17 protein-coding genes are annotated in these 17,583 nt (G+C 65.2%); 2 read left to right on the top strand and 15 right to left on the bottom strand.

The annotated features are described in order from the left end of the window. Nucleotides 1–5: 5 nt before the first annotated feature. The 12 genes from pstB to ACXJMY_RS12235 form a co-directional block, all read right to left on the bottom strand. Nucleotides 6–827 (bottom strand): phosphate ABC transporter ATP-binding protein PstB, encoded by an 822-nt coding sequence (pstB, locus tag ACXJMY_RS12290; RefSeq protein WP_456619594.1) that lies wholly within the window; start codon nt 825–827, stop codon nt 6–8. Continuing rightward, a complete protein-coding gene (gene pstA / locus ACXJMY_RS12285) occupies nt 824–1,669 on the bottom strand; it encodes a phosphate ABC transporter permease PstA (RefSeq protein ID WP_456619593.1) in 846 nt (281 codons plus the stop codon). The genes pstB and pstA overlap by 4 nt, the downstream gene beginning before the upstream one ends. Before the next feature lie 4 nt (nt 1,670–1,673). Beyond that, nucleotides 1,674–2,663 carry a phosphate ABC transporter permease subunit PstC gene (gene pstC, locus ACXJMY_RS12280; protein WP_456619656.1) on the bottom strand — a complete coding sequence of 330 codons (990 nt, stop codon included), beginning with the start codon at nt 2,661–2,663 and terminating at the stop codon, nt 1,674–1,676. A 142-nt stretch (nt 2,664–2,805) separates the two neighbouring features. Beyond that, entirely contained in the window at nt 2,806–3,819 is a 1,014-nt protein-coding gene (pstS, locus tag ACXJMY_RS12275) for a phosphate ABC transporter substrate-binding protein PstS (RefSeq protein ID WP_456619592.1), read from the bottom strand. Between the two features lie 144 nt (nt 3,820–3,963). Continuing rightward, a complete protein-coding gene (locus tag ACXJMY_RS12270; RefSeq protein WP_456619591.1) occupies nt 3,964–5,262 on the bottom strand; it encodes an ATP-binding protein in 1,299 nt (432 codons plus the stop codon). Between the two features lie 32 nt (nt 5,263–5,294). Beyond that, nucleotides 5,295–6,350: a lysylphosphatidylglycerol synthase domain-containing protein gene (locus ACXJMY_RS12265; RefSeq protein ID WP_456619590.1), complete on the bottom strand. Its 1,056-nt coding sequence runs from the start codon at nt 6,348–6,350 to the stop codon at nt 5,295–5,297. Between the two features lie 468 nt (nt 6,351–6,818). Continuing rightward, on the bottom strand, nt 6,819–7,250 hold the full coding sequence (locus tag ACXJMY_RS12260) for a GNAT family N-acetyltransferase (protein ID WP_456619589.1): 432 nt from the start codon (nt 7,248–7,250) through the stop codon (nt 6,819–6,821). A gap of 17 nt (nt 7,251–7,267) precedes the next feature. Further along, nucleotides 7,268–7,495, bottom strand: a complete 228-nt coding sequence (locus ACXJMY_RS12255; protein ID WP_456619588.1) for an Rdx family protein — start codon at nt 7,493–7,495, stop codon at nt 7,268–7,270. Between the two features lie 10 nt (nt 7,496–7,505). Beyond that, entirely contained in the window at nt 7,506–8,438 is a 933-nt protein-coding gene (locus ACXJMY_RS12250; RefSeq protein WP_456619587.1) for a haloalkane dehalogenase, read from the bottom strand. After that, on the bottom strand, nt 8,435–9,025 hold the full coding sequence (locus ACXJMY_RS12245; protein WP_456619586.1) for a TetR family transcriptional regulator C-terminal domain-containing protein: 591 nt from the start codon (nt 9,023–9,025) through the stop codon (nt 8,435–8,437). The genes ACXJMY_RS12250 and ACXJMY_RS12245 overlap by 4 nt, the downstream gene beginning before the upstream one ends. Nucleotides 9,026–9,515: 490 nt before the next feature. Continuing rightward, nucleotides 9,516–9,812: a hypothetical protein gene (locus ACXJMY_RS12240; RefSeq protein ID WP_456619585.1), complete on the bottom strand. Its 297-nt coding sequence runs from the start codon at nt 9,810–9,812 to the stop codon at nt 9,516–9,518. Between the two features lie 2 nt (nt 9,813–9,814). Next, nucleotides 9,815–11,209: an OmpA family protein gene (locus ACXJMY_RS12235; protein ID WP_456619584.1), complete on the bottom strand. Its 1,395-nt coding sequence runs from the start codon at nt 11,207–11,209 to the stop codon at nt 9,815–9,817. 166 nt (nt 11,210–11,375) lie between these two features. Here ACXJMY_RS12235 and ACXJMY_RS12230 point away from each other — a divergent pair, with 166 nt between their 5' ends. Together ACXJMY_RS12230 and ACXJMY_RS12225 are read left to right on the top strand one after the other, a co-directional pair. Next, nucleotides 11,376–12,434 (top strand): polysaccharide deacetylase family protein, encoded by a 1,059-nt coding sequence (locus tag ACXJMY_RS12230; RefSeq protein WP_456619583.1) that lies wholly within the window; start codon nt 11,376–11,378, stop codon nt 12,432–12,434. Between the two features lie 226 nt (nt 12,435–12,660). Continuing rightward, on the top strand, nt 12,661–13,461 hold the full coding sequence (locus tag ACXJMY_RS12225) for an SDR family oxidoreductase (RefSeq protein ID WP_456619582.1): 801 nt from the start codon (nt 12,661–12,663) through the stop codon (nt 13,459–13,461). 185 nt (nt 13,462–13,646) lie between these two features. Here ACXJMY_RS12225 and boxB read toward each other — a convergent pair whose 3' ends face one another. The 3 genes from boxB to ACXJMY_RS12210 all read right to left on the bottom strand — a co-directional run bounded on the left by boxB (nt 13,647) and on the right by ACXJMY_RS12210 (nt 17,582). Next, entirely contained in the window at nt 13,647–15,098 is a 1,452-nt protein-coding gene (gene boxB / locus ACXJMY_RS12220) for a benzoyl-CoA 2,3-epoxidase subunit BoxB (RefSeq protein WP_456619581.1), read from the bottom strand. A gap of 150 nt (nt 15,099–15,248) precedes the next feature. After that, the gene (gene boxC, locus ACXJMY_RS12215; protein ID WP_456619580.1) at nt 15,249–16,937 is read right to left on the bottom strand and encodes a 2,3-epoxybenzoyl-CoA dihydrolase; all 1,689 of its coding nucleotides are present in this window, start codon (nt 16,935–16,937) and stop codon (nt 15,249–15,251) included. 117 nt (nt 16,938–17,054) lie between these two features. Further along, nucleotides 17,055–17,582 carry a DUF309 domain-containing protein gene (locus ACXJMY_RS12210; protein ID WP_456619579.1) on the bottom strand — a complete coding sequence of 176 codons (528 nt, stop codon included), beginning with the start codon at nt 17,580–17,582 and terminating at the stop codon, nt 17,055–17,057. Nucleotide 17,583 lies beyond the last annotated feature (1 nt).

Raw genomic sequence — 17,583 nt, 5'->3', positions numbered from 1 at the left:
TCTCCTCAGCCGAACCGGCCGGTGATGTAATCCTGCGTACGCCGATCGGTCGGCGACGTGAAGATCTTGCTGGTGTCGTCGAACTCGATCAACTCGCCGAGATACATGAAGGCGGTCTTGTCGGAGACGCGGGCCGCCTGCTGCATGTTGTGGGTGACGATGGCGATCGTGTAGTTCTCGGAGAGCTCCTGGATCAGCTCCTCGACCTTGGCGGTCGAGATCGGGTCCAGCGCCGAGCAGGGCTCGTCGAACAGGATCACCTCGGGCCGCACCGCCACCGTGCGGGCGATGCAGAGGCGCTGCTGCTGGCCGCCGGAGAGCGACAGGCCGGACGCATTGAGCTTGTCCTTGACCTCGTTCCACAGCGCGCCGCCGCGCAGCGCCTTCTCGACGCGGTCGTCCATCTCGGACTTCGAGATCTTCTCATAGAGACGGATGCCGAAAGCGATGTTCTCGTAGATCGTCATCGGGAACGGCGTCGGCTTCTGGAACACCATGCCGACGCGCGCGCGCAGCAGATTGAGGTCGAGCTTGGTGTCGAGGATGTTGGTCTGGTCGAGCATCAGCTGGCCGGTGGCGCGCTGGCCCGGATAGAGGTCGTACATCCGGTTGAAGATGCGCAGCAGGGTCGACTTGCCGCAGCCCGACGGGCCGATGAACGCCGTGACGCGATTGGTGCCGAGCGTCAGGTTGATGTTCTTAAGCGCATGGTGCTCGCCGTAATAGAAGTTGAGATTGCGCACGGTCACCTTGGGCGGCGCCTCGGGCAGCGTCGGCGACTGCGGGAGCCCGCCGGCTGCGCTCATCGATACGGAAAGATCACTCATTTTGCGGTCCTCTCGGCGCCAAGGATGCGCGCGCCAATGTTCAGGGCAAGCACGGTCAGGGTGATGAGCAGCGCCCCGCTCCACGCCAGCTGCTTCCAGTAGGCGTATGGGCTCTGCACGAAGTTGTTGATGGTGACCGGCAGGTTGGCCATCGTCTTGGTCAGGTCCAGGCTGAAGAACTGGTTCGACAGCGCGGTGAACAGCAACGGCGCGGTTTCGCCGGCGACACGGGCGGTCGCGAGCAGCACGCCGGTGATGAGGCCCGCGCGCGCCGAGCGATAGGCGATCCGCTTGATCACCAGCGAGCGCGGCAGACCGAGCGCGGATGCCGCCTCGCGCAACGCGTTCGGCACCAAGAGCAGCATGTCCTCGGTCGTGCGCAGCACCACCGGGATCACGATGACGGCGAGCGCGAGGCAGCCCGCGATCGCCGAGAAGCCGCGCATCGGCACCACCACCGCGCCATAGATGAACAGGCCGATGATGATCGAGGGGGCCGAGAGCAGGATGTCGTTGATGAAGCGGATCACCGAGGTCAGCTTGTCGTTGCGGCCGTATTCGGCGAGATAGGTGCCGGCGAACATGCCGAGCGGCGCACCGATGCCGACGCCGATCACCGTCATCAGCAGCGAGCCGACGATGGCGTTGAGCAGGCCGCCGTCAGTCGAGCCGGGCGGCGGCGTGTTCTCGGTGAAGATCTGGACGTTGAGTCCGGCCACGCCGTTGTAGAGCAGCGTGACCAGGATCAGCGCGAGCCAGGTGACGCCGAAGGCGGCGGCGGCCATGCAGAGCCCGCGGATGACGAAGTCCTTGCGGCGGCGGCGTGAATAGATCGGGTTCATGGCGTCAGTTCCCCGCCTTCTTTTCCAGCCGCATCAGCATCAGCCGCGCCGCGGCGAGCACGAAGAACGTCAGCACGAACAGCAGCAGGCCGAGCAGGATCAGGCCGGACTGGTGCAGGCCATCGCTTTCGGCGAATTCGGATGCGATCGCCGCCGAGATCGTGGTGCCGGGGGCGAAGATCGACCCCGAGATGCGGAACGAGTTGCCGATGATGAAGGTCACCGCCATGGTCTCGCCGAGCGCGCGTCCGAGCGCCAGCATGATGCCGCCGATCACGCCGACACGGGTGTAGGGGATCACCACGCTGCGGACGACTTCCCAGGTGGTGCAGCCGACGCCGTAGGCGGCCTCTTTGAGAACCGGCGGCACCGTCTTGAACACATCGACCGAGATCGCGGTGATGAAGGGCAGCACCATGATCGCGAGGATCAGCGCGGCGTTGAACAGGCTGAGATAGGACGGCGGGCCGGCGAAGATCGCGCCGAGCACGGGAATGCCGTCGAAAATCTTGATCATGAAGGGCTGGAAGCTGTTGGCCAGGAACGGGCCCAGCACGAAGAAGCCCCACATGCCGTAGATGATCGAGGGGATGCCGGCGAGCAGCTCGATCGCCATGCCGATCGGGCGGCGCAGCCATTGCGGGCACAGCTCGGTCAGGAAGATCGCAATGCCGAGACCGACCGGGATGGCGATCAGCATCGCGATGAAGGAGGTGACGAGCGTGCCGTAGATCGGTCCGAGCGCACCGAGCACCGGCGGATCGGCCGACGGCGCCCAGCGCTGCGTCCACAGGAACGACAGGCCGAACTCCTTCATCGCCGGGAAGGCGCCGACGATCAGCGACATGATGATGCCGCCAAGGATGAGCAGCACGGAGATCGCGCTCAGTCGCGTGATCCAGTAGAAGGTGACGTCACCCAGCTTGAACGCGCTCAACGCCCTGGCGCGATCATAAGGTCCGGCGGCATCAACCACGTTGCTCTCGACAGCCATCTCAGCCACGCCGATCCCCTGTACCCGTTTATATACGCTTGTTGTCAGTCTTGTTGTGGGTCTTGCGCTCCGGATGCGGCGCGAGGCGCACCCGGAGCGGACGTCTTGCAGATCCCGGCGCTGTGGCCGGGAAAAGAGCGCCTTAGCTCTTGATGTCGGCAGACCAAGTCTTCTCGATCAGCTTCACGACGCTCTCCGGCATCGGGATGTAGTCGAGCTCTTCGGCCGCCTTGGCACCGTTCTTGAACGCCCAGGTGAAGAACTTGAGGGCTTCCTTCGAGGCCGCCTTGTCGGTCGCATCCTTGTGCATGAGGATGAAGGTCGCCGCCGTGATCGGCCAGGACTTGTCGCCGGGCTGGTCGGTCAGGATGACGTAGTAGCCGGGAGCCTTGGCCCAGTCGGCGTTGGAGGCGGCCGCCTGGAAGGCTTCGACCGTCGGCTGCACCGTCTTGCCGCCCTTGTTGACGAGGCCGGTGTAGGTCAGCTTGTTCTGCTTGGCATAGGCATACTCGACGTAGCCGATCGAGTTCTTGGTCTGGCCGATGTTGCCGGAGACGCCTTCGTTGCCCTTGGCGCCGACGCCAACCGGCCACTCGACGGCGGTGCCCTCACCGACCTTGCTCTTCCAGTCCGCGCTGGCCTTGGAGAGATAGTTGGTGAAGTTGAAGGTCGTGCCCGAACCGTCGGAGCGACGAACCACGGTGATCGCGTCCGAGGGGAGCTTCACGTTCGGATTGAGCTTCTTGATGGCCGGATCATCCCACTTGGTGATCTTGCCGAGATAGACGCTGGCAAGCGTCTCGCCGTCGAACACCAGCTCGCCCGGCTTCACACCCTCGATGTTGACGACGGGAACGATGGCACCCATCACCATCGGCCACTGAACGAGGCCGTCCTTCTCGAGCTGCTCGGCCTTGAGCGGCGCGTCGGTCGCACCGAAGGTCACGGTCTTGGCCTGGATCTGCTTGATGCCGCCGCCGGAACCGATCGACTGGTAGTTCAGACCGTTGCCGGTCTCCTTCTTGTAGGCGTCAGCCCACTTGGAATAGATCGGGAACGGGAACGTCGCACCGGCGCCGGTGATGTCGGCAGCAAAGGCTGCCGTCGTCGATGCGGCGACCAAGCCAGCAGCGACGATAGTTTTGAGGAAATTCATGCTGGTCTCCATACAGGGGAACGAAGCGCATTCCGCGCCCGATCGCGCTCCCCGCACCGCCCCTTTAGGAGCGGTCGGCTGTGCTTTTACGAAGGTTTCGTGACAGTCGGATGACAGGCTTAAGCAACTGAAATCATTTAGATTTCAGTTTAGAGCCGGGGGCCTTGCCTGGGGAAAACAAGCGGTGAAAGTGGCGCCCTGCCTGGGCACGCTTTCAATCAAAAGCCGGCCGCGATGGCGGTTAAGAATATGTTTCACCAACGATAATCCGAGCCCCGTGCCGCCCTGCGAGCGGCTGTCGCCGACGTCGACCCGGTAGAAGCGCTCGGTCAGCCGCGGCAGGTGCTCGGGCGCGATGCCGGGGCCGAAATCGCGCACCAGGACCCGGATTTCCTGGGTTCCATCAGGCGCTGCGCCTGATATCAGCGACACGATGATGCGACCGCCCGAGGCGCCGTATTTGAGGGCGTTCTCGATCAGGTTTTCGAACAGGCGCAGCAGTTCCTCGCGGTCGCCGGCGATCATCACCGGCGCCTCCGGCAGGTCGGTCTCGACATCGACCTGGCGTTCCCGCGCCAGCGGCTCGAGCCCGTCGGCGACCTGGAGAATGATCGGCAGGAGGTCGACCAGGGTGTCGGGCCGCACATGGGCGGACAGTTCCACCCGCGACAGCGACAAGAGATCGTCGATCAGGCGCGCCATGCGGGTGGCCTGATTGTGCATGATGCCGAGGAAGCGCTCGCGCGCCTTGGGATCGTCCTTGGCCTGGCCCTGGAGCGTGTCGATGAAGCCGGACAGCGCGGCGAGCGGCGTGCGCAACTCGTGGCTGGCATTGGCGACGAAATCGGCCCGCATTTCCTCGACCCGGCGCAGCGGCGTCTGGTCGTGGAAGGTCATCAGCATGCATTTGTCGGCGCCGCCGAAGGCGGTCGGCACCGGCACCGGCGTGATGATCAGCTCCATCCAGCGATCGACCGGCACATGATCGAGATAGGTCGCACGCCGCGGCTCGGTGGTGGCGATCGACTCGCGCAGCGCCGTGATGATCTCCGGCGAGCGCAATGCAAACTGGGCGAGCTCGTTCCGGCGCAGCGCCGGCGCGAGCTGGGCGGCGGCGGCGTTGAGATGGATGACGCGGCCAGCGCGGTCGAGCAGCACCGCCGGATCCGGCATGCCGGCGACGACCGCGGCCACCGCCGCGCTCTCGACCGGGTTGACCCGGCGGGTGTCGTCGCGCGAGGCGGCGGTGTCGTGCAGGCGCCAGGGGATCAGCGCCGCCGCGGCGATGCAGAGGAAAACCGCGACGGCCCGCATCACCGACAATTCGCCGAGCGAGACCACCACCGACAGCGCCAGCGCCGCGGCGATCAGGATGATGGTCGAGTGCCGCAGCCGGTCGGACCAGGGCTGGGCGGGGGGAGAAGATGGGGCGTCGATCGCCATCGGGGCGGGCTTCTCCTAGGGGCTTGCGCCGATCAGGCGCCGCTGTCGCTGCGCTCTCTCACATAGGCTGCTTCAGGCGCCGGGCCGGGATCGAGCTTGAGCGCGGCCTGCTGCAGGCGCTTCGATCGCGCCCCGATTATAACTTCGCGAAACGTCAGCAAGATTACAGATATGACAAAGGGGGACAGATAATAGAGGACGCGGAACAGGAGCATGCCGCCCAGCAGCTCCTCGCGGTCCATCTGCCAGAGGCCGACCAGCATGGCGGCGTCGAACACCCCGAGGCCCCCTGGGGAGTGGCTGGCGAAGCCGAGCAGCGTCGCCGAGACGAAGATCACCGCGACGACGACGAAGCCGAGATTGGGCTCATCCGGGACCAGCACGTACATCGCGAGCGCGCAGAAGCCGAGATCGATGATGCCGATGGCGATCTGGAGCAGCGTCAGCGGGCCGCCCGGCAGCACCACCGTCCAGGGCCCGCGGCCGACCACCCGCGGCTGGGTCCAGACCCAGACCACATAGCCGATCAGCGCGACGATGATCATCATCGCCAGCGTCCGGTTCAGCCAGGGCGGGAGCTGGTCGATCGAGGCCGCCGCCTCCGGATGATAGGAGATGCCGAGGCCCAGCACGGCGGCATTGCCGAGCCAGAAGGTCAGGCCGGCGAGGAAACAGATCTTGGCGACGTCGATCGCGTTGAGGCCGTAGGCCGAATAGATCCGGTAGCGCACCGCGCCGCCGGTGAAGACGCTGGCGCCGACATTGTGGCCGATCGAGTAGCTGGTGAAGGCGGCGAGCGCGTTGATGCGATAGGGCACGTGGGCATGGCCGATCGCGCGCACGGCAAACAGGTCGTAGAAGGTCAGGGTGAAATAGCCCGCCGCAACGAACAGCGCCGCCATCGCAATCTGGCGCGGCTCGGTGCTCTTGATCGCTTCGATCACCTCGTTGGAGTCGATGCCTCGCAGCATGTGATAGAGCACATAGCAAGCGATGCCGATGACCGCGACGCTGATCACAACGCCAAGCTTATGCAGGATTTGCTTCTGGCGCAGAAACGACATCGCTCTGCGTATGGCTTCCAGCATCTAGACCTCGAACAACGCTTCAGCGGCCAGGGCGGCCGGCGAACTGGCGGACGACGCACATGCACTCAACGAACCCTTGCCGCCGGCTCCGGCATCGCGCAGGCCCCCTACCCCTCCACTAGCGCGTTTTCGGGCGGAGTGGAATTCGCCAATACGAACAAAATCACGTGCCTTCAATATTTTAGGCAGGCTTGCGGGCTCAGGATGCACGGTTTGGCGCTTTCGGCGGCAAGTTCGACGACAAGGCTGACGCGAATCTCCGTGGCAATCCTGCGCAGGGGCCATGAAGTTTTGATGATTTCGGCCGCACAATGTTCCGTCACGTTTTAAGCCGACATCAATCTATGGGCCGCGGCCACCTGTTGAAAGAGGGGGCAATCCCGGGTTGTTCACGGATTTTCCGGTAGGCCGAAAGGCAGCGGCACTTGGCGGTTTCCTGGCGGCCTCCTGGGCTACCTCTTGGGCGGCCTAAGGGGCGGTCAGATAGCCGCGATCGTAGGCACCGGCCTGGTCTTCAAAAATCGCCATGGCCGTCGTCATCCGGCGGAAGCCGAGACGTTCGTAAAAGCCCTCCTTGCCGGGGACGGCATAGAGAATGATCTTGCGATGTCCGCCGCATCGCGCAAGCAGCCGCTCGATGATCCCGCGGCCGAGGCCCTGCCCCTGACAGTCTGGGTGCACCGCGACATCACAGAGATAAGCGCAATCGCGGCCGTCCGCCAGCACGCGTCCGGCCCCGACCAGCCGACCTTCGTCGTAAGCGAAGGCCCGAAACATGCTGTTGCCGAACACCAGCGCGAGATCCGCCGGTGCCTTGTTGCCGAGCGGAGCAATGCGGTAAAGCGCCGAAAGCTCGCTCCAGTCGATGCCAACGAGGTCGTCGCTCCAAACAATCGGCATCGGCGCCTTCCCCCGGATCAGTGCCGCGCGGCGGTGACGGCGGCGACGATGTCGTCAGTGCCGGGAAAATGGCCCTTGCTGCGGCTGGCGACAATCCTGTCGCCGACCTTGACCTGGAAGATCCCGCCCTTGCCAGGCACGAGCTCGGACTCCAGTGCCAATTGCCGGCGCAGCGCGGCGGCAACGTCCTTCGCACGCTTCTCATAGCCGCATGGGCGGCAATAGATGATCGTCACGTCCGACATCCCGTCCTCCTCAAGCTGCGAGCTGCGCGCGCATCGCTTCGATGCCGGCGATCCAGCCGGCGACAGAGCGGCCGATCGCCTCAGCGTGATCCTCCTGGAGAAAATGCAGTCCCGCTCCGAGGCGAACCAGCGCGCAGTGCTTCAGCGTGGACGCGAACCGCGCAGCGAATTCGGGCGAGACAAGCGCGCCCGGCTCGCCCGCGAACAGCAGCTTTGGATAGGACGACGCAGCCAGCGCCGCATGCGCGGACTGGAGCGCTGCATAGACATCGGCGGGCTCGCCGGCGATGGGCAGCTCGCGGGGCAAGGCGAGAACGGGACGGCGGCTCTGCGGTGTCGGGAACGGCGCTCGGTAGGGCGCCATTTCCGCCTCGCTCAGCTTGCGCACGATGCCGCCGGGCAGGACGCGTTCGACGAACGCATTGGCCTCCAGGATCAACGCCTCGCCCTCGCCCGGCATCCTGAATTTGCGGAACGCGGCCCTCGCGGCTTCGGCGTGGTCCTGCTCCTCTGCGACCTCGGTGTGGTGGAAATCCTGCCAGGTCGGCATCGGGCGGATGAACTCCATGAAGGCGACGCCGCGGACGAGATCCGGCCGGCGCGCGGCGAGATGGAATGCGAGCGCCGTGCCCCAGTCCTGCGCCACCAGATAGGCGGAGGAGATGCCACGCTCTTCGATGAATGCGTCGAGATAACGGACATGGTCGAAGAAGCGATACGCGATGTCGGGCTTGGCGGATTGGCCGAAGCCGACGAGATCGGGCGCGATGCAACGGGCGACCGGCGACACCAGCGGCAGTATGTTGCGCCAGATGTGCGACGAGGTCGGATTGCCGTGCAGAAAGAGCGCGACCGGGGCATCATCCGCACCCGTCTCGCGATACGCCATGGTGCTTCCCAGAACAGACGCGTTGCGGATATCGATCTCGGTTGGCTTGCTCATTTCGGCTCCCTGAACACGGTTTGAAATGCGATGGTCTTGAATCGCTCGAGCGCGGTGGGATTGCGATCGACCTTCATGCGCAGGATCGCGCCCTGCCAGGACGCGAGCAGAAAGTCGGCAAGCTCCTCCGGCTCGAAATCCGGGGCGATCTCACCGCGCGTCTGAGCCTCTGCAATGCAGCTGGCGAACGGCACGCGCCATTCGGCAAAAATGTCGGCGAGGCGCGCGCGCAGCACTTCGCTGCTTCCGGACGCCTCCAGGCTGAGATCGCCGATCAGGCAGCCGCGGCCGTAGCCGTCGGCCTCGAGCCGGCCCGTGATGATGTCGAGGTAGCGCCTCAGCCGCGCGCGCGGCGTCAGCGAGCTGTCCTCAAGGGCCTCTGCGACCAGCCCCCTGGTGGTGTCGAAGTAGCGGTCGAGCACCTCGGAGGCGAACGCCTCCTTGGAGCGGAAATGGTTGGTAAAGGAGCCCTGCGGCGCGCCCGCCGCAGCGGTGACGTCGCGCACGCTGGTGCCGTGATAGCCGGTCCGGAACATGACCTTCAGGCCGGCCTCGAGGATGGCGACTTTGAGCGAGGGCTTTGGCATGAGTGGAATAATACGTACGTACGTATTATAGTCAAGCGCAGTTTGATCACTCGGCGATTTCACACTCCGATCAAGCCGTTATCGCAATGTTGGATCCAGGACTGATGGGATCAGCCGCGCCTGGCGCGCGGATGGCTGTACGTTCCCTCCCCCCTTGCGGGCAGGGCTATCGCATATGGTGTGCACGATGCGGCGGCATCCGCGCTGGGCTCCCTCTTCCGCTTGCGGGGGAGGGCTGGGGTGGGGGTGTCTCCGCGGCGGGATTGTTGAGGATTACGGTGGATGTCCCTGCGTGGTGAGAACCCTCACCCGCCGCGCGCGGGACGATGCTTCGCATCGCCCGGGGCGCGTCGGCCTCTCCCGCAAGCGGGAGAGGCGGAGCAAGCCCGCGAACAATCCTCGTGAAATTCACATGCGATAACCCTGCTCTTGCGGCGGAGGGGAGCGAGCGAGCGATGGCCACCTCGCTCAAATCACGCGAACCAAGGGCTCAGGCCGCAGGCTGACTCCGCGAGACCACCCGGTCGCGCAGCCACGCGCCGACGGTGCAGCCGACCAAGTAGCAGGCGAACATGATGAGCCCGAGGTCGAGCCAGTAGCCGAAGCGGCCGGGGACCACATGGGCGAACGAGGCCGCGACCAGGGCGGCGGCGAGCACGGCAAGCCAGCGCGCGGTCACTTTCGAGGTGCCGTTGCCGCGCTGGACCACCGAAATCCAGCCCATCGCCAGCCCCAACAGCAGCGATCCGATCAGCCAACCCACATGAAACGAGACGAGATAGGGCATCGTCACCTCACCAGAAATTCGATGCGGCGGTTCTGCGCCTTGCCGTCGTCAGTCTCGTTGCCGGCCACGGGCTGGGTGCTGCCATAGCCGACCGCGGTGAAGCGGTTGGCGGGCAGGCCGGCCTTGACCAGATAATCAATCACCGCCTGCGCGCGCTTCTCCGAGAGAGCCTGGTTGAAGGCGTCCTCACCGTCGGCATCGGTGTGGCCTGCGACCTCGATATTGGTGGTGGGACAGCGCAGCGCCGTCTCGATGAGATGATCGAGAACGCCGGCGGAGTCCGGATCGATGTCGGCGCGCTTGGTTGCGAAGCGGATCTTGCCTTTCCCCAAGAGGTCCGAGAACAATTGCTGGCAGACCGTGCCGTCCACCGGGCCCGCCGCGGGCTTCACCGTGATCTCCGGCTTGTACTGCCAGTTCTTGGGAAAATCCTTGCCGAGGCCTGCGCGGATGTCGTTGGCGGCGCCCTCGTAGAGCGCATCGCCCGACAGCTTCACCTCGCGGTCGGAGACGACGAGCGTACCGGTCGACAACCGTGACAGCGCGCCGAGCGCTGCGACCACGGCGGTGTTGAAGGAGCCGGGCGCGCCGATGCTGGCCTTGAGATTGTCGACGACCTTCTCGTTGAAGAATTTTCGCGACGCGCCGGTGGCGATCGTGGCGTGGACGTTGTTGTCGGGCACGTAGCCGGTCAGCGTCACCGTCGCGGCCACCGGATCCTTGTAGGCCTGGAAGATGTAGGGCGGCGCCTTGATGTCGTTGGCGGCGACCGAGAACCCCTCGGGCAGGTTCTTCAGCGCAGCCGCAATCGCCTCGCGGCCGCCGAGCTCGCGCGCCATGCCGGACAGATTGACCTTGGTGTCGGAGATCGTGATCTTGCCGTCCTTCAGCTTGCCGATCTGATCGAGCAGCAGCATCGCGGCAGCCTCGAAACGCGGCGGTGCGCCGCGCGCCAGGCCCATTTGATCGGCCACCTCGACCCCGCCGACCTCCTTGCGCGCCGCCTCCGTCAGCCGGCCCTTCATCGACGGCAGCGGCGCGGAGCCCGACAGCGTCACCCGCACCACGTCGCGCTCGGCGTTCCAGACGAACGGTTTCGCCTCGGGAACAAGGCGGGTCCGGTCATCGACCAGGCGCACGCCGGGGACGGTCTCGACCGCCATGACCGCGTCGCGGCGACCCTCCTCGGAGAAGGCGTCCGCGGCCAGACCGACGTCGCGGCCGTCCACCGCGATCCGGGTCTTGTCCAGAACCGTGTCCTTGAGCGCGGCCGAACTGCGGGCGGAAAGGTCCGCCTCGACCGGCAGCGTGTTGTTCCAGGCCGCAAATCCCCACATGACGGCCAGGGGGATCAGCCCTGGCCACCATTTGCTGGCCCACCTGAAAAGCTTTTGCATTCGACGACCCGAACTCTGGAACCGGAGACAAAACAAACCCTTGGCAGGCTGTCAAACCGGAAATGGCGGCCCTCCGAAGGCCTGGCGTGGACAATTGGAATAACTTTTTCTTCAAGGGTCACCCCCTAAGTTGAGGGCGGAATGCCAGGGGCGGCCAGCCGGGTACATGAAACAACTCCGTAACAACGTCATCCGCGCCGGGCTGGGAGCACTCTATTTCAGCGGGGCGCACCACCTGTTGCGCCCGCTTCTGTCGGGCGTCGGCGCCATTTTCATGCTGCACCACGTGCGGCCGGCCCGCGAGGGCGCGTTCCAGCCGAACCGCCATCTCGAGGTCACCCCCGATTTCCTGCGCGCGACCCTCTGCCATCTGCGCGCGCGCGAGATCGACATCGTCGGCATGGACGAGCTGCACGAACGACTCGTGCAAGGCCGGTTCGACCGCCGCTTTGCGGCCTTCACTCTCGACGACGGCTACCGCGACAATCTCGAATTTGCGCTGCCGGTGCTGCGCGAATTTGACGCGCCTCTGGCCGTCTACGTCGCCAGCGATTTCGCCGAAGGCACCGGCCGGCTGTGGTGGACCGCGCTCGAGGCCGTGATCGCCAAAACCGACCAGATCGAGGTGCAGATCGGCAACTCTGCGCTGCGGCTCGATGCGACGACATCGGCGACAAAGCAGGCGGCGTTCGACCGCCTGCACGACTGGTTGCGCGCGCTGCCGGGCGAGCATGATCTCAAGCGCGAGATCGAGGCGCTCTGCACCAAATACGGCGTCGACATCGCCGCGCTGTGCCGCGGCCTCTGCCTGTCCTGGGACGAGGTGAAGCAGCTCGCCGCCGATCCGCTGGTCACGATCGGCGCGCACACCATCAGCCATTGCAATCTCGCCAGGCAGAGCGAGGAGATCGCCGCGCAGGAGATGGCCGTGAGCCGGGTGCGGATCGAGCAGGTGCTGGAGCGTCCGGTGCTGCATTTCGCCTATCCCTATGGCGACCGCGAGGCGGCGGGCGAGCGTGAATTCGCGCTGGCCTCGGCCGCGGGCTTCAAGACCGCGGTGACGACGCGGCCCGGCATGCTGTTCGCCGAGAACGCGAGCCACATGACCGCGCTGCCGCGCGTCTCGCTCAACGGCAATTACCAGGACACGCGGATCCTGCCGGTGCTGACCTCGGGTGCGGCGACAGCGATGTGGAACGGCTTTCGAAGATTTGCGGCGGCTTGATCGTCGTCCCGGCGAAGGCCGGGACCCATACCGCGTGATTTCTCGATTGCGATCGGTATCAATCCCGAACGACCAGCCTTCGCCAAACGTCTCCCTGTGGTTATGGGTCCCGGCCTTCGCCGGGACGACACTGAGTTGGTTGAACGGCTGACGCAACACACTCCCACCGTTCCTTGACTCCCTCCCCCTCCCCGCTCAAAACGTCGCCAAACCAAAGGGAGGCATCATGTTCAACGATTTGTTCTCGCTCAAAGGCCGCGTCGCGCTGGTGACCGGCGGATCGCGCGGCATCGGCAAGATGATCGCGGCGGGGTTTCTCAGCGCAGGCGCTGCCAAGGTCTACATCACCGCGCGCAAGGCCGGGCCGTGCGAGGCGACGGCGAAAGAGCTCTCCGCGCAATATGACGGCGAATGCATCGCGCTGCCGATCGACATCTCGACGGTCGAAGGCTGCGACAGGCTGGCTGGCGAAATCATCAAGCTGGAGCCGAAGCTCGACATCCTCGTCAACAATGCGGGAGCTGCCTGGGGCGCGGAGTTCGATGAATTCCCGGAGAGCGGCTGGGACAAGGTGATGGACCTCAACGTCAAGTCGCTGTTCTTCCTGACCAAGGCGCTTGCCGCACCGCTGCGCGCGGCGGCAAGCGCGGAGCGGCCGGCGAAGGTGATCAACATCGCTTCGGTCGACGGCATCTTCGTCAATCCGAGCGAGACCTATTCCTACGCCGCCAGCAAGGCCGCCGTGATCCATCTGACCCGGCGCCTGGCGACGAAACTGATCAAGGACAACATCAACGTCACCGCGATCGCACCGGGCGCGTTCAAGTCCGACATGAACCGGGCCGCGCGCGACCATTCGGACGATGTCGCCAAGCGCATTCCGGCGCACCGCATCGGAACCGACGAGGACATGGCAGGCGTGGCGATCTATCTCGCCTCGCGCGCGGGCGATTATGTGGTCGGCAACACCATCGCGGTGGATGGCGGCGTGGTCTACGCGAATGCGGGGCTGGAGATCGCGGGGTAGTCGGCGGGGTGATTGCGGCCCGGACGGTCCGCTCCCTCGCCCCGCTCTTGCGGGGAGAGGGTTGGGGTGAGGGGCTTCTCTCCCCACGGGAGACTGAAGCCGCACCTGTACCCCCTCACCCGGATCACATCTGCGATGTGATCCGACCTCTCCCAACAAGCGGGGAGAGGTGAAGAAGAAGAGCCTTACGACTCGATCTTCACATACTCGAAATCGCCGGGCTTGTTGTCGATGCCGACTTTCGGCGGCGAGATCCAGGAGGCGAACTGGCCGGTCTCGGTGACGGGCTGCATCAGCGAGGAGATGAAGTCGCCGTCGGCGGTCGAGGGCAGCCAGTCGTCCTTGCGCTTCGCCCAGGTGGCGTCGTCGATCAAAATGCCGTCCGGCGTCGCGTGCACGTCCTTGAACTCGCCGATGTGGCGGTGGAAGGCGACGTTCGGAAGCGTCAGCTTGAAGTCGTAGCCCGCGGTCGAGATCACCTTGTTCCAGCGCAGCATGCCCTTGACGCAATCCTGGCTGTAGTCGTCGCGCAGGCGCATGTTGAGCGCGGTCAGCGCCGGCTCGTCGACCAGCTTGATCTCGCCGTCGATGAACTTGAGCACCGGATAGGTCGCGTTCTTGAGCTGGTGATCGTCGTCGATCTGGGTCTCGTGATAGCGGCCCTTGATGCCGGTGTTGAAGGCGTTGGCCGCGTTGGTCGAGACCTCCGAGCCGAACAGGTCGAGCGACAGCGTATAGTGCAGGTTCAGCTTCTTCTGGATGGTCGGCAGGTCGATCACGCCGAGCGCGCGGACCTTTGCGATGTCGGTCGGATCGGTGATGCCGGCTTCCCGCATCGCATCGCAGGTGCGCTGCACGACGCGGGTGATGCCGGTCTCGCCGACGAACATGTGGTGCGCTTCCTCCGTCAGCATGAAGCGGCAGGTGCGCGACAGCGGATCGAAGCCCGACTGCGCGAGCGAGTGCAGCTGCATCTTGCCGTCGCGGTCGGTGAAGTAGGTGAACATGAAGAAGGACAGCCAGTCCGGCGTCGCCTCGTTGAAGGCGCCCAGCATACGCGGCGCATCCGCATCGCCCGAGCGGCGGCGCAACAAATCGTCCGCCTCTTCACGTCCGTCGCGGCCAAAATATTTCTGGAGCAGGTAGACCATCGCCCAGAGATGGCGGCCTTCCTCGACATTGACCTGGAACAGGTTGCGCATGTCGTAGAGCGAGGGCGCGGTCTTGCCGAGGTGGCGCTGCTGCTCGACCGAGGCAGGTTCGGTGTCGCCCTGGATCACGATCAGGCGGCGCAGCATGGCGCGATACTCGCCCGGGACTTCCTGCCAGGCCGGCTCGCCGTAGTGCTCGCCGAAGGGGACGACGCGGTTCTCTTCCTGCGGCGCCAGCAGAATGCCCCAGCGATAGTCGGGCATGCGCACGTAGTCGAACTTGGCCCAGCCGCGCGGATCGACCGAGTAGGCGGTGCGCAGGTAGACCAGCGACTCCTGAAAACCTTCCGGCCCCATGTCGCTCCACCAGTCCATGTAGCCGGGATGCCAGCCTTCCAGCGCCTTCAGCACCTGGCGGTCTTCGGCGAGGTTGACGTTGTTCGGAATCTTGGTCGAGTAGTCGACGTTCATGATGTTCATGTTCATGGCCGTGCTCCTTGGTCTGTCTCTTGTCCCGGACGCTGCGCAGCGCGAAGCGGTGCGCTGCAGAGCCGGGACCCATCATTCGGTCCACTATGGATCCCGGTTCTGCGCAGCGTCACTTTGTGCCGCAGCGCGCCCGGGACACGAGAGTCATCAAACCCGCGTCATATCGAATTTCGGCTTCTGGCCGCTGCCGTAGCGGCGCAGCGCGCCCTCTTCGCCGACCGCGTTCGGGCGCTGGAAGATCCAGTTCTGCCACGCGGTCAGGCGCGAGAAGATTTTCGATTCCATGGTCTCGGGACCGACGAAGCGCAGGCTCGCTTCCATGCCGGTGAGGCTGTCGGGCGAGAAGCTGGCGCGCTCCTCGAGGAACACGCGGACCTCGTCGTCCCAGTCGATGTCGTCGAGCGCGAAGGTGACGAGGCCGAGCTCCTCGGCCTCTTCGGCGTCGAGGCTGGTGCCGACGGTGGCCTCGGCGCGCTCCAGATCGGACGGGTCGGCCTGGAAGCGCGATTGAAGCCGCGTCAGGCCATGGCTCATCGGATACGGGCCAAAGTTCATCGCCGACAGTTCGATCGACGGCGGCGGACGGTTATCGCCCTGGCGCGTGCCGATCAGCATGTAGGAGCGGTCGGCGGCGAACACGAGCTCGGCGAGCGTGCCGGCAAAGCAGGAGCCGGGCTCGACCAGCGTCACCAGCGTGCGCGAGGTGACGTCGATGCGCTTCAGGACGCGCTTCCAGTAGTGGCGGATCTCGTTGACCAGCCAGTGCGCCTTGTTGGCTTCGAGGAAGGCGTCGGACGCCAGCACATGGGCACGGTCGCCATGGCTCTTGAACACCAGCATGGCGATCTCGAGCTCGTTGATGCGCAGATGCAGGATGGCGTCGTCGAGCTCGCGCGCGACCTGGAGCGGCCAGAACGACGCGCCCTGCGCCATCATGCCGTCGATGTCGGCGGGCAATGCGGCCTCGGGCGCCTTGATCGAGATGGTGGCGATGCGCGCCGCGCGATCGATGTCCACGGTGACAAAGCCATAGCGCAGGCTGGTCTCGTCGATGAGGCGCCTGAGCGGGGTGAGCGCAATGCCCTTGCCGCTGCCGCTGCGCTTCGAGGCGGCCGCGAACTCCTTGGCGCGCTCGACGATCCTGGCCTCCAGTTTCGAGTTCGGCGCGATCTCGTCGACCAGCCGCCATTGCACGGCGCGCTTGCCTTTCACGCCTTCCTCGATGGTGCAGAAGAAGTCGGCATGGTCGCGACGCACCTTGCGCTTGTCGACGACGCGGGTGAGGCCGCCGGTGCCGGGCAGCACCGCGAGCAGCGGCACTTCGGGCAGCGCCACCGAAGAGGCACCGTCATCGGCGAGGATGATGTGGTCGGTGGCGAGCGCCAGCTCGTAGCCGCCGCCGGCGGCCGAACCGTTCACCACCGTGATGAAGCGCTGGCCGGAATTCTCCGAGGAGTCTTCCATGCCGTTGCGGGTCTCGTTGGTGAACTTGCAGAAATTGACCTTGTGGGCGTGGGTGGAGCCCGCGAGCATGCGGATGTTGGCGCCAGCGCAGAACACACGGTTCTTGGCCGAGCGCATCACCACCACCTTCACCTCGGGGTGCTCGAAGCGCAGCCGCTGGACCACGTCCGCAAGCTCGATGTCGACGCCGAGATCGTAGGAATTGAGCTTGAGCAGATAGCCCTCGAACAGGCCGCCGTTCTCGTCGACGTCCATGGTCAGGGTCGCGACGTCGCCGTCGACCGCGAGCTTCCAGTGCCGGTAGCGGGACGGTTCGGTCTGGAAATCGATGAATGTCGCACCGCCTGCGAGGCGCCGATCTTCCCCGGCCATGGGCCACCCTTGAGCTTGATTATGAACTTCGGTCTTTACCGTTAGATGCACAATAGTGCATCTTTTGGGGCGCGTCTAGCCCTTAACGGGCAATGCATGCACTTTGTTTCATGAGAGCTACTGGGACCGCACGATGACACCGAGCGTGATCCAGTCGGCCTTGGAGAGCTGCGGGCTGCCGAGCTTGGCTTGCAGCAGGGCCGTCAGTGCCGGGACCGGAAAGCTCTCGACAAAGCCGTCGCCGGCCGGCGCTGCCTTGCGCGAGCTCAGCGACCGCAGCTCCCCGAGCGCGTCCCCGAACAGGCGTGCGGCCGAATGCAGCCGCTGCATGCGCAGCCGCAAATTGGCGTTGGCAATGTGAATGCAGGCGCGCAGCAGAATGCGCTCGCGGCCGCCTTGCGGCGCTGCGGCCCATACCGCCTCCAGCACCTCCTGCGCTTCCCAGAAATAGCCGCGATCGTTCAGCGCAAGGCCGTAGCGCAGCGCCGGATGGCGCGCCGGCACGTAGCCGCGAAAGGCCGCCGGCACCAGCGCCTTGGCGAGAGCGAGCGTCTCGTAATCGGCATCCAGCCCAGCGGCTTCGCCCGGCACATAGGCCCATTGCGGCCACGGCAACGGGCCGCTTGCGTTCGGCGGCACATTCATA

The organism is Bradyrhizobium sp. P5_C12 (assembly GCF_054049735.1).
The sequence above is the reverse complement of the archived record's forward strand: the minus strand, read 5'-3'. Positions and strand labels throughout refer to the sequence as shown.